This window comes from Micromonospora sp. NPDC023737, from assembly GCF_040639715.1.
Taxonomy (GTDB): Bacteria; Actinomycetota; Actinomycetes; order Mycobacteriales; family Micromonosporaceae; genus Micromonospora.
Window position 1 is genome coordinate 454,163 of sequence record NZ_JBFAAL010000002.1, and the last position, 12,530, is coordinate 466,692.

At 71.3% G+C, this 12,530-nt stretch carries 9 protein-coding genes and 1 pseudogene; 4 read left to right on the forward strand and 6 right to left on the reverse strand.

The window, feature by feature from the left end; all coding sequences use genetic code 11:
* Together AB0F98_RS07510 and AB0F98_RS07515 are read left to right on the forward strand one after the other, a co-directional pair.
* Window positions 1-413 (forward strand): annotated as a pseudogene (locus tag AB0F98_RS07510) (hypothetical protein); the annotation flags it as partial.
* Entirely contained in the window at window positions 406-2,592 is a 2,187-nt protein-coding gene (locus AB0F98_RS07515) for a glycosyltransferase (RefSeq protein ID WP_357730169.1), read from the forward strand. The pseudogene AB0F98_RS07510 and the gene AB0F98_RS07515, both read left to right, overlap by 8 nt.
* Before the next feature lie 19 nt (window positions 2,593-2,611).
* On the opposite strand, the gene AB0F98_RS07520 is transcribed toward AB0F98_RS07515, so the two are convergent.
* The 6 genes from AB0F98_RS07520 to AB0F98_RS07545 form a co-directional block, all read right to left on the reverse strand.
* Window positions 2,612-3,649: a glycoside hydrolase family 6 protein gene (locus tag AB0F98_RS07520; RefSeq protein ID WP_357730172.1), complete on the reverse strand. Its 1,038-nt coding sequence runs from the start codon at window positions 3,647-3,649 to the stop codon at window positions 2,612-2,614.
* Window positions 3,650-3,680: 31 nt separating this feature from the next.
* Window positions 3,681-3,860: a DUF6104 family protein gene (locus tag AB0F98_RS07525; RefSeq protein ID WP_357730175.1), complete on the reverse strand. Its 180-nt coding sequence runs from the start codon at window positions 3,858-3,860 to the stop codon at window positions 3,681-3,683.
* 106 nt (window positions 3,861-3,966) lie between these two features.
* Window positions 3,967-7,698, reverse strand: coding sequence for a multifunctional oxoglutarate decarboxylase/oxoglutarate dehydrogenase thiamine pyrophosphate-binding subunit/dihydrolipoyllysine-residue succinyltransferase subunit (locus AB0F98_RS07530; RefSeq protein WP_357730177.1), 3,732 nt, complete (start codon window positions 7,696-7,698; stop codon window positions 3,967-3,969).
* Window positions 7,699-8,002: 304 nt separating this feature from the next.
* Entirely contained in the window at window positions 8,003-8,815 is an 813-nt protein-coding gene (locus AB0F98_RS07535) for an ABC transporter permease (RefSeq protein WP_357730179.1), read from the reverse strand.
* Entirely contained in the window at window positions 8,812-9,744 is a 933-nt protein-coding gene (locus tag AB0F98_RS07540) for an ATP-binding cassette domain-containing protein (protein WP_350786343.1), read from the reverse strand. The genes AB0F98_RS07535 and AB0F98_RS07540 overlap by 4 nt, the downstream gene beginning before the upstream one ends.
* Window positions 9,745-9,903: 159 nt before the next feature.
* Entirely contained in the window at window positions 9,904-10,569 is a 666-nt protein-coding gene (locus AB0F98_RS07545) for a hypothetical protein (protein ID WP_357730183.1), read from the reverse strand.
* Window positions 10,570-10,730: 161 nt separating this feature from the next.
* Here AB0F98_RS07545 and AB0F98_RS07550 point away from each other — a divergent pair, with 161 nt between their 5' ends.
* Both AB0F98_RS07550 and AB0F98_RS07555 read left to right on the forward strand, forming a co-directional pair.
* Window positions 10,731-11,498 carry a GNAT family N-acyltransferase gene (locus AB0F98_RS07550; RefSeq protein ID WP_357730186.1) on the forward strand — a complete coding sequence of 256 codons (768 nt, stop codon included), beginning with the start codon at window positions 10,731-10,733 and terminating at the stop codon, window positions 11,496-11,498.
* A complete protein-coding gene (locus AB0F98_RS07555) occupies window positions 11,495-12,442 on the forward strand; it encodes a lysophospholipid acyltransferase family protein (RefSeq protein WP_357730189.1) in 948 nt (315 codons plus the stop codon). The genes AB0F98_RS07550 and AB0F98_RS07555 overlap by 4 nt, the downstream gene beginning before the upstream one ends.
* Window positions 12,443-12,530: the final 88 nt, after the last annotated feature.

Here is a 12,530-nt window from a genome sequence, read left to right on the forward strand (position 1 = left end):
TCATCATCAAGCCCGCCGTCAGGCGAGTCGACAGTCCGACCATGCTGATGGCGGTGGTGCCGCGGCTTCCACCCGTCTTCGTCGACCCGACCGGTCGGCGGCGGTCGCGGCTGCGCTTGGTCGCGTACGCCCTCGGGGTGCTGGGGTTGGCCTACACGGCGCTCGTCGGGGCGAGCTTCGCCGGCGCGTCGGTGAGTCCCGGGTCCATCCTCCCCTTCGTCGAGTCGTCGGAGCAGCCCTGGCAGCCGCCACCGATCCCGGCGATCATTCCGGACCCGACCCCGACGAGTTCCGCTCCGGCGTCCGAGGGCACCACCGTCACCTCGGACCCCTCCGACGGACCGTCGTCGGCCGGCGGTCGGGAGCCGCTCGCCCTCGGCGCGGCACCGGGCATCGAACTTCACCATGACTGACCGGCCCCCCGCCGTCGCGCCTCCCGCAGCCGTCCGGCGGGTCCGTCGGGTCGTGCCGTCGCCGAGCTGGGCCGTGCTGGGCATGCTGCTCGTCGTCCTGGCCGGCGTCCTCTTCGTGGCGGCGTACGCGAACGCCGCCTTCGTGCCCGACACCGAGCACACCGACCACGACCAGACCCGGGTCCCCGCCGCCGTCGTGGACGGCGGCCCCATCATCGGCGCCGCCGACGGCAAGGTCCGCTCCTACCGTCTGCCGGCCCGGACCATCGCGCTCACCTTCGACGACGGACCCGACCCGACGTGGACCCCGGAGATCCTGCGGGTACTGGCGAAGTACGACGTCAAGGCCACCTTCTTCGTGATGGGTTCGCAGGTCGCCCGGCATCCCGCGCTGGTCCGCCAGATGTCCGACGAGGGGCACGAGCTCGGGGTGCACACCTTCACCCACCCCGACCTGGCCAACCTGCCCGGCTGGCGGCGACGGCTGGAGTACGCCCAGACCCAGCTGGCGATGGCGAGCGCCGCCGGGGTCGAGACCTCACTGATCCGCTTCCCGTACTCCTCCTACGCCAACGCGATCGACGACCGGGACTGGCCGTTGGTGACGGAGGCGGGCCAGCTCGGCTATCTGACGGTGCTCAACGACACCGACAGCCTGGACTGGGAGCGGCCCGGGGCGGACAAGGCGATCGCCAACGCCATCCCGCCCGGCTACTCCGGCGCGATCACCCTCTGGCACGACGCCGGCGGTGATCGCAGCCAGACGGTTGCCGCGCTGGACCGCTACATCCCGCTGATGAAGGAGCGGGGCTACCGGTTCACCACCGTGTCGGAGGGGATGAACCTGGCGCTGGCGGCGGCTGGGATCGACCAGCGGGTGGTCGGGAACTCGGCGGCCTCGCAGGCGGACCGGTGGCGCGGCAGGTTCCTCGTCTGGGCGGTGCAGGGTGCCGACGGCATGCTGGGTCTCTTCGGGTTCCTCTTCGTCGTCGTCGGTGTGCTCACCATCGGACGTACCGTCATGCTGTTCGTGCTCGCCGTCCGGCACGCCCGCCGCCGTCGCTCCCCGGACTGGGCCTGGGGGTCACCGGTGACGGAACCGGTGTCGGTGATCGTCCCGGCCTACAACGAGAAGGAGGGGATCGCCGCGGCGGTCCGGTCGTTGGCCGGCGGCGACCATCCGGGCGGCATCGAGGTCATCGTGGTCGACGACGGATCGACCGACGGTACGGCCGACATCGCCGACAGCCTGGGACTGCCGAACGTCCGGGTGGTCCGGAAGCCGAACGGCGGCAAGGCCAGCGCCTTGAACACCGGAGTCGCGCTCGCCCGGCACGAGCTGATCGTGATGGTCGACGGTGACACGATTCTCGAGCGGGACGCGGTGCGGCGGCTGGTGCAGCCGTTCGCCGACCCGCAGGTGGGCGCCGTCGCGGGCAACGTCAAGGTCGGCAACCGCAAGAGCCTGATCGCCAAGTGGCAGCACATCGAGTACGTCATCGGGTTCAACCTCGACCGCCGCCTCTACGAGACCCTGCGCTGCATGTCCACCGTCCCCGGCGCCATCGGCGCCTTCCGGCGGCAGGCGTTGCGCTACGCCGGCGGGATGAGCGACGACACGCTCGCCGAGGACACCGACATCACGATGGCGATGGGCCGGGCCGGCTGGAAGGTGGTGTACGAGGAGGACGCCCGGGCGTGGACCGAGGCGCCCGCCACCATGGGTCAGCTGTGGAAGCAGCGCTACCGGTGGAGCTACGGCACCATGCAGGCGATGTGGAAGCACCGCCGCTCGCTGTTCGACCGTGGCGCCTCCGGCCGGTACACCCGGCGCTGCCTGCTGTTCCTGAGCCTGTTCGGGGTGCTGCTGCCGCTGGTGGCACCGGTGATCGATCTGCTGGCGCTCTACGGCCTGTTCTTCCTCGACCGGACCGAGACGGTGGTGGCCTGGCTGATCATGCTGGTGGTGCAGACGATGACGGCGGCCGTGGCGTTCCGGCTCGACCGGGAGAAACTCGGCGTGCTCTGGGTCCTCCCGTTGCAGCAGTTCGTCTACCGGCAGCTGATGTACCTGGTGATGGTCCAGTCGGTCGTCACCGCGCTGACCGGCGGCCGGCTGGGCTGGCAGAAGCTGCGGCGTACCGGCCTGGAGCCGACCCTGACGGACGTGAGCCGCTGACCGGCCGCCCCGGACCTGGTCAGCGTGCCTTCCGGGCCAGTCCGAGCGCGTACTCCGGCCACCATTCGCCGCTCTCCGGCTCACCGGAGCGGCAGTCGCTGTCCGACTCCCCGGGATACTTGATCCACAGAAGCGCGTCCACCCGATCCGGCCCCGGGTCGGCCGTCGGCTCCTCGCCGAGCGCCCGGCCGGGCGGATTGCACCAACTCGGCGCGCCGTTCACGGTGGCCGCCGGGTACGCGCCGTTGCCGTTGCGGCTGGTGTCGATGACGAAGCGGCTCTTGCCGCCGAGCTTGTCGGAGATCTGCTGCCCGTAGCGGACGTTCTCGTCCGTGCCGACGAAGTTCGCCACGTTGAGTGCGAACCCGTCCGCTTCCGTCACGCCCGCCTTGCGCAGCGCCGCCGCGAGGGCGCCGACGTCACGTATCCAGGCGGGATGGCCGGCGTCGAGGTAGACCCGGGCGCTGCCGGTGCTCCGCAGCACCGCCACCGCGTCCCGCAGCAGCGCGAACCTGCCACCGACATCCCGCGGGCAGCCGTCGACGGCGTCCGGCACCGCACCGGGTTCGAGGATCACGATGACCGGCCGGCCGTTGACGCCGGACGCCACGTCCCGGATCCAGCGCTGGTACTCGACGGCGCTCGCGGCGCCCCCCGTCTCCTCCCGCCCGCAGTTGCGATCCGGCACGTTGTGCGCGACGAGTACGGGCGTCTGACCGGCCAGGTACGCCGCTTGGAGGAACTCGTCCACCTCGTCGTGCACCGGGTCCTCATCGCCGGTCAGCCACTTCGCCGTCGGCCGGGTGGCGATCTCGCGCAGCAGGGCGGCGTCCTCGGCCCGGCCCTGCGTCGACCGGCGTGCCGCCTCCTGCCCGGCCGGGTTGTCGGGATCGACGTAGAAGACCGGCGGCAGAGGCGGTGCGGAGACCGGGGTGCCGACCGGGACCGTGGGCGCCGGAGGCTTCGGTTCGGCGCCGCAGCCGGACAGGAGGAGGGCGAGTGCGGCGCCGACCGTCACGGCCGATCGACGGGCGAGCAGGGGGCGGGGCGGCAACACGCGGGGTCCGTTCGTCGGGGGCGGACGGTCGTCAGTCCTCGTCCTCGTCGTCGAGGCGGGCCAGCCAGGTGGCGAAACGTTCGACGGGCGTCTCGAACTCCGGGTTGAGGTCGACGAAATCGCGCAGGCGTTCGGCGAGCCACTCGACGCTGAACTGCTCGTCGCCCCGGCGCTCGACGAGTTCCTCGATGCCTCGGTCGGTGAAGTACATGCGTACGTCCTCTTTCTAAGCCCGACGCGCGTCGGGCGGTCTGCTATCGACGCAGCCGGGGCAGGCCGTCCATGACGGTCCTGCCCCGGCTGGCGACGCGATCAGATCACGGGCGGGGGAGAGCCGCCTCGATCAGGGCGTTCTGCTCGACCTCGTGCATCTTGGCCGAGCCGACCGACGGAGCGGCGGCCGCGGGCCGGGAGATCCGGCGCAGCCGTACGTCCGCGAGGTGCTCGAGCAGGTTGAGCGCGACGAACGACCAGGCGCCCTGGTTGGCCGGCTCCTCCTGCACCCAGGCGAAGTCCTCGGCGTTCGGGTACTGCGCCAGCGCGGCCCGGATCTCCTCCACCGGCATCGGGTAGAGCTGCTCGATCCGGATGATCGCGGTGTCGGTGATGCCGCGCTCCTGCCGGGCCTGGAACAGGTCGTAGTAGACCTTGCCCGAGCAGAGCAGCACCCGCTTCACCGACGCCGGCGCCGGGGCGGCCGAGTCGGCCAGCACCGGCTGGAAGGTGCCGGTGGTGAACTCCTCGACGCCGGAGACGCAGAGCTTGTGCCGCAGCAGCGACTTCGGCGTGAACACCACCAGCGGCTTGCGCTTCGGCGACAGCGCCTGGCGGCGCAGCAGGTGGAAGTAGTTCGCCGGGGTCGTCGGGATGGCGACGCGCATGTTGTCCTCGGCGCAGAGCTGCAGGAACCGCTCGGGGCGGCCGGAGGTGTGGTCCGGGCCCTGGCCCTCGTGGCCGTGCGGCAGCAGCAGGGTCACCGCCGAGCGCTGGCCCCACTTGACCTCGCCCGAGGAGACGAACTCGTCGATCACCGACTGGGAGCCGTTGACGAAGTCGCCGAACTGGGCCTCCCAGCAGACCAGCGCGTTGATGTTCTCCACCGAGTAGCCGTACTCGAAGCCCATCGCCGCGTACTCGCTGAGCAGCGAGTCGTGCACGAAGAACCGGGAGCGCTCGCCGTCGCCGGTCAGCGACTTCAGCGGGAGGTAGTCCTCGCCGGTGCGCGCGTCCACGATCGAGGCGTGCCGCTGCACGAAGGTGCCACGGCGGGAGTCCTGCCCGGCCAGCCGGACCGTCACCCCGTCGTTCAGCAGCGAGCCGAACGCGATGATCTCGCCGAAGCCCCAGTCGATGTTGCCCTCGACGGACATCTTGGCCCGCCGGTCGAGCAGCTGCTGGATCCGCTTGTGCGGGGTGAAGCCGTCCGGCAGGTTGATGTGCGCGTCGCCGACGGCCCGCACGACCGAAGCGTCGATCGCCGTGTCCACCTGCGGCTCCGGCTCCTCCTCGCGGTGGGGCCGGCTGAGCTGCCGCGGCATCGTGGCGGCGTCCCGGGTGGCCTTGAAGACCCGTTCGAGCTGCGCCTGGTAGTCGCGCAGCAGCTCCTCCGCGTCCTCCACGGTGATGTCGCCGCGACCGATCAGCTCCTCGGTGTAGAGCTTCCGCACCGAGCGCTTCGAGTCGATGATCTTGTACATCTGCGGGTTGGTCATCGACGGGTCGTCGCCCTCGTTGTGGCCGCGCCGGCGGTAGCAGACCAGGTCGATCACGACGTCCTTGTTGAACGCCTGCCGGTACTCGAAGGCCAGCCGGGCGACCCGGACCACGGCCTCCGGGTCGTCGCCGTTGACGTGGAAGATCGGCGCCTGGATCATCCGGGCCACGTCGGTGCTGTAGAGGCTGGACCGGGAGTACTCGGGCGCGGTGGTGAAGCCGACCTGGTTGTTGACCACCACGTGCACGGTGCCGCCGGTGCGGTACCCGCGCAGCTGGGAGAGGTTCAGGGTCTCGGCCACCACACCCTGGCCGGCGAAGGCCGCGTCACCGTGCACCGCCAGCGGCAGCACGGTGTAGCCCTCCAGCTTCAGGTCGATCCGGTCCTGCTTGGCCCGGACGATGCCCTCCAGCACCGGGTCGACGGCCTCCAGGTGCGACGGGTTGGCCACCACCGAGACCTTGACCGAGTTCGCCCCGTCCGGGGTGGTGAACTTGCCGTTCTGGCCGAGGTGGTACTTCACGTCGCCGGAGCCCTGCGTCGAACGCGGGTCGAGGTGTCCCTCGAACTCCGAGAAGATCTTCTCGTACGGCTTGCCGACGATGTTGGCCAGCACGTTGAGCCGGCCCCGGTGCGCCATGCCGATGACGACCTCGTCCAGGCCCCCCTCGGCGGCGGACTCCAGCACCTCGCCCAGCAGCGGGATCAGGGACTCGCCGCCCTCCAGCGAGAAACGCTTCTGGCCGACGTACTTGGTCTGCAGGAACGTCTCGAACGCCTCGGCGGCGTTGAGCCGGTTCAGCACGTGCTTCTGCTCGTCGGGAACGGGCTTCTCGTACTTGCGCTCGATCCGCTCCTGGAGCCAGCGCCGTTCCTCCGGGTCCTGGATGTGCATGTACTCGATGCCGACCCGGCGGCAGTACGAGTCGCGCAGCACCCCGAGGATCTCGCGCAGCTTCATCCGCTGCTTGCCCGCGAAGCCGTTGACCGGGAAGGTGCGGTCCAGGTCCCACAGGGTCAGCCCGTGCTGGAGCACGTCCAGGTCGGGGTGCTTGCGGATCTTGAACTCCAGCGGGTCGGTGTCGGCCATGAGGTGGCCCCGCACCCGATAGGCGTGGATCAGCTCGTGCACCCGGGCCGTCTTGTTGATCTGGCCCTCGCTGTCGACCGCGACGTCGCGCATCCAGCGCACCGGCTCGTACGGGATCCGCAGCGAGGTGAAGATCTCGTCGTAGAAGCCGTGCTCGCCGAGGACCAGCTCGTGCATGGCCTTGAGGAACTCGCCGGACTGCGCGCCCTGGATGACCCGGTGGTCGTACGTGCTGGTCAGCGTGATGACCTTGCTGACCGCCAGCTCGGCGAGGGTGCTCTCGGACATGCCCTGGTACGGGGCCGGGTACTCCATCGCGCCGACGCCGATGATCGCGCTCTGCCCCTGCATGAGTCGCGGCATCGAGTGGACGGTGCCGATGCCGCCCGGGTTGGTCAGCGAGATCGTGGTGCCGCCGTAGTCCTCCATGGTCAGCTCGTTACGGCGGGCCCGCCGGACCACGTCCTCGTACGCCTGCCAGAACTGCCGGAAGTCCATCTGCTCGCAGGACTTGATGGACGGGACCACCAGGTTGCGGCTGCCGTCGGGCCGGGTCATGTCGATCGCGATGCCCAGGTTGACGTGCTCCGGACGGACCAGCGTCGGCTTGCCGTCGACCACGGCGTAGGAGTTGTTCATCTCCGGGTGCTGGGCCAGCGCCCGGACCAACGCGTACCCGATGAGGTGGGTGAAGCTGACCTTGCCACCGCGCCCCCGGGCGAGGTGGTTGTTGATCACGATGCGGTTGTCGACCAGCAGCTTGGCCGGGACGGCACGCACGCTGGTCGCGGTCGGCACGCTGAGCGAGGCGTCCATGTTCTGGACGATCTTCGCGGCGACGCCGCGCAGCGGGGTGGTCTGCGGGCCGGTCGTCGTCGGGGCGGACGCGGCCGGCTTGGCCGCCGGCTTCGCGGCGGGGGTGGCCGCCGGCTTCGCCGGGGCCGCCGCCTTGTCGGGCGCGGCCGGGCTCGGCTTGGCCTCGGCGGGCTTGGGGGTGGGCTGGGCGACCGCGGCGACCGGCTCCTGCTGCTCGGCCGGCTCCGGCGTGGTGGTCGGCGCCGGCTTCGCCTCCGGGCGCGGGGTCGCGGCACCCGGGCCCGGGCGATAGTCGGCGAAGAAGTCGTGCCAGGCCGAGTCGACACTCTTGGGGTCGGCGAGATAACGCTGGTACATCTCCTCGACGATCCACTCGTTCGGGCCGAAACCCGCCAGTGGGTTCTCCTGCGAAGTCTGCTGGGTCGACACGGCCGGTAATCGCCTCTTTCACGCGGGTTTGGTGTGTCACGCGGTGCCCGCTGGACCCCTGTTATCACGGGTCTGGTCGGGACGCTACAAGGCTACGCCGTGCGGATCCCTACGGCATTTCCGCCTCCATCGCGTGGTCGGTTTCACAGAAGATGCTAGAAGTTCAAGAAGCGCTGCGTGTCCCATTGACTCCTGCTACGGCCGAAGAGCCCAGGTGACCGCGGGGAGCCACACCCGCGACGGCCCCGGTCCGGTGGCTGGTCGCCGGCCGGCCGGGGCCGTCGGAACGGCGGGCGGAAGCGGGTCAGGAGATGTCGCGCCGACGGGTGATCAGGACGCCGGCGACACCGCTCACGAGCGCGTATCCGGCCAGCACCAGCGCACCGACCCACCAGGCGGGGGTCAACGGCGACTGGCCTTCGCTGATCATTACCTGGGAGGCCACGGCGGGCCAGATCACCTGCCACTTCACCACCGCCTGCGAGTCGAGCAGACTCGAGAGCAGGAGGAACAACAGACCGACCACCTGAGTGCCGATCAGGTAGAGCACGGCGGCCGTGATCACCGCGCCGAGCTGATTGGTGATCAGCGTGCCGATGCCCACCCCGAGGATCGTCCAGATCGCGTACGCGAGCAGGTTGAACAGCAGGGCCCGCTGCACCGGCCACTCACCGAGCTGGGTGCCGTGGTCGGTGATGGTGAGGAACGCCGCGCCGGCCACCAGGTCGATCACGGTGGTCGCCAGCCAGAAGAGGAAGCCCAGCAGGCTGGCCGCGACGAGCTTTCCGATGATCACCGCCGTCCGCCGCGGAGTCGCCAGGAACGTCGTGGTCGCCGTCTGGTGGAAGAACTCGTTGGTGACCATCAGGATGCCGATGAGCATCACGAACATCAGCCCGAGGTACTGGCCCGAGGTGTAGATGTTCGCCGCCTGCGCCGCCGGCGTCGACTGCTCCCCGGCCAACCCGACGGTGTCGGCGTCGCCGCCGAGCACGGTGCTCGCGACCCACGCGTTGAAGGCGAACGCCAGGACGATCGAGACGAAGGCGCCGATGGCCAGCCACCACCAGGTGCTGGTAGTGCGGATCTTGAGGAGTTCGGCTCTGACCAGGTTCATCGGATGCCCGCCTTTCCGGCCGTCAACTCCAGGAAGACCCCTTCCAGGTCGGGCCGTTCCGTGGTGAGTTCGTGCAGCTCGACGCCGGCCCCGAGAGCGACCCGGCCGACCGTGGCCGCGTCCACACCGGCGACCAGCAGGGCCCCCTGCCCGTCGCCGTCGACGGTGGCGTTCTGGCTCTTCAACGCCGCGACGAGCGCCTCGGCCTGCGGAGTGCGGACGCGGACCCGCACGCCCTGTGTCATGGATCCGATCACCTGGTCGACCGGCCCCTGACGGACCAGTTGACCGGCCGCGATGATCACCACGTCGTCGGCGAGCAGTTGCATCTCCGACAGCAGGTGGCTGGAGACCAGGACGGTGCGTCCCTCGTGGGCCAGGCCCTTGAGCAACCCGCGCATCCACCGGATGCCCTCCGGGTCCAGCCCGTTCGCCGGCTCGTCGAGGACCAGGACCCGGGGGTCGCCGAGCATCGCGGCAGCGATGCCGAGCCGCTGCTTCATGCCGAGCGAGTAGCCCTTGAACTTCCGTTTCGCCGCCGGAGTCAGCCCGACCAGGGCGAGCGCCTCGTCGGCGCGCTGCCTCGGCAGCCCCGCCGCCGCGCAGAGCACCCGCAGGTGGTTGATCCCGGTCCGGCCCTTGTGCGCGCTGGACGCCTCCAGCACGGCGCCCACGTGCCGCAGCGGCTCGACGAGGTCGGCGTACCGCTGGCCGCCGATGGTCGCCGTGCCGCTGGTCGGGGTCACCAGGTTCAGCAGCATGCGCAGGGTTGTGGTCTTGCCCGCGCCGTTCGGGCCGAGGAAGCCGGTCACCCGACCCGGCTCGACCGTGAAAGACAGGTTGTTGACCGCCCGGACGTTGCGGTACTGCTTCGTCAGGCCGGACACCACGATCTGACCGCTGGTGGGGCTTCGCTGCCCGTCAGACATCGTTCTCCTCCCGTGCGACGGCGTCGAGGTACGCCGTTGCACAGCGTGGCGGGCGTGCGCAACAAGGTCAATCAGGCGCGATCCGTATCCACGCCTCCGCCTCAGGCAGGAGTCCGGTCATCCGCGAGGATTACGCCCCGTCGACTTCCGCCGGTCGAATCAGGCCCGGTCCGGGCCGGCCGGGAGGGCGATCCAGGTGGCCCGGGCGCAGGCGAGCAGGCCGCCGTCCGGCCCGTACAGGCTGCTGTGCACCAGTGCCTTGCGCCCCTCGACGGCGACCGTCACACCGGTCACCACGCACTCGTCGCCCGGCTCGGGCAGCGCGTCCACCCGCGCGGCGATCCGCCCCAGGACGTACGGCCGTCCGGGGGCGATCACCGACCAGCCACCGGGGCAGTCCAGCGCCGCCCAGACCGTCGCTCCCGTGACCCCCTCCGGGGCGCGGAACGGCGCGGCCGTCCGGCCGTCCGGCAGCCGGCCGGGAAAGATCCGCAGCCCGTCCGCCCGGTCCGGCCCGCAGACGTAGCAGCCGGGAAAGGGATGGTCGACCAGTCCGGGATACCTGGCGGCGGCGTCGACGGCGGTGGCCCGGTCCACCGGCGGCACCACCGCGTCGACGGGCGCGGTCGGGCGTACCTCGGCGACCACCAGCCCGGCCGGGTCGCGGACCTCGCCGTCGACGAGGGTCAGGGACGCCTCCAGCGGCGGCGGCCGGCGCAGTGTCACCTCGACCGGCCCCGGACCGGCCTCGGCGGCGAGGATCCCGGCGCTCCAGCCACCGTTGCCAGAGCCGGGCGGGCCGTTGTAGCGGGACTCGATGCGCACCGGCTGACCTCCGTGGGGCATGACCCGGTACCGCCGCCGGGTCCCGCCCGGCAGCCTCGCACGACCGGTGAGCGTGACGCACACCGGTGGCCGACCGGCGTTCACCGGATCGACACTCCTCGCCACCCGGGCCGGCAACCCGGGACACCTAGACAGATCACATGGCTGTTCTGCATGCCGCTGGAACCCCGCTGACGACCAGCGGTTACACCCTGCTGATCGCCGACGACCCGACTCAGGTCGCGGCCGCGCAACGCCTGCGTCACGAGGTGTTCGCCACCGAACTCGGCGCCGACCTCGGCCCGGACGGTGCCGGGCTGGACGTGGACGAGTTCGACAGGTACTGCGACCACCTGATCGTCCGGCAGGAGAGCACCGGGGCGGTGGTCGGCACGTACCGGCTGCTGCCGCCCGGCCGGACCGACCGCCGGTACGCCGAGGACGAGTTCGACCTGTCCGCGCTCGCCCCGTTGCGCGACGACCTGATCGAGGCGGGCCGCTCCTGTGTGCACCCGGACCACCGCACCGGCGCGGTGATCAACTTGATGTGGGCCGGCATCGCCCGCTACCTGCACCTGCGCGGATCCCGCTGGCTGGGTGGCTGTGCCTCGGTGCCGGTGGACGACGGTGGCCGGGCCGTGGCGGAGGTGTGGGCGCGGGCGCGGGCCCGGCACCTGGCTCCGCCGCCGCTGCGGGTACGTCCGCGGCGGCCCTGGTTCGCCGAGCCGTCGGCCGTACCGACCGGTGGGCCGGGTGATTCGGGCCTGGTGCCACCGCTGCTCCGCGGCTACCTGCGGCTCGGCGCGTGGATCTGCGGTGAGCCGTCGTACGACCCGGACTTCGGCGTCGCCGACTTCTACGTGCTGCTCTCCCTGGATCGGATGAACCCGCGCTACCTGCGGCACTTCCTCGGTGGGGCGGAGCAGTGACCGCGGTGAGGCACGACCTGTGGCGCCCCACGTCCGGCTGCGGTGAGCAGTGTCTGCCGGCCGCGGGGGAGACGCCCCGTGTCCCGGTGGTCCGGCAGGTGGGACGGCTGCTCGCCGGGGTCGGGATGCTGCTGCTCGGCGCCGGACTGGCCGCGCTGCTGCCGGTGCTCCCGACCCGGGAAGGGCAGGCGGCGGTGCGTGCCTGGGCCCGGGGGACCGCCCGGGCGTTCGGGGTACGACTGGTGGTGCGCGGTCGGCCACCCCGGCGGCGCTCGTTGCTGGTCGCGAACCACATGTCCTGGTTCGACATCCTGGTCGTGCTGGCCGCCGCCCCGAGCCGGATGGTGGCGAAGCGGGAGGTCCGATCCTGGCCGCTGATCGGCCTGCTGGCCACCGCGGCGGGCACCCTCTTCGTGGACCGCTCCCGGCCCCGCGAGCTACCGGTCGCCGTGCGCCGGGTCGCCGACGCGCTGCGGCGCGGTCGGGCGGTCGCGGTCTTCCCGGAGGGTACGACCTGGTGCGCGGGCGACGGTACGGTCGATTGCCGCCCCGGCGGCGGTTTCCGGCCGGCCATGTTCCAGGCGGCGATAGACGCCGGTGCCCCGATCGTCCCGCTGCGGATCGTCTACCGCTCTGCGGCGACCGGGGCGGGCACCACTGCGGCCGCCTTCCTGGGCGAGGAGAGCCTGCTGCGCTCGGTACGCCGGGTGGTCGCGGCCCAGGGGCTCGAGGTCACCTTGACGGTCGCCGCCGCGCTGCACGCCAGCGGGGACGCGGACCGCCGGCTGCTGGCCCGGGCAGCCGAGTCCGCCGTGCATCTCGTGCCGGCTGTCGCCGTCCCGGCGCGTCGGTCCGGCCGCCTCGGCCCGGCCACTCCGCCGTCCGACCGCGCGGTGGATCGCCCGAACCGGACCGGCGCGGGAGGACTCGGTCTGGCGGCCTGAGGAGAACGCGACAGTCTTGTGCTGTCGCGATGTATCGCGTTACTGTCTCCTTCATCGACACGCCGCCGGCGTGTCGTCGGAAGGGGAG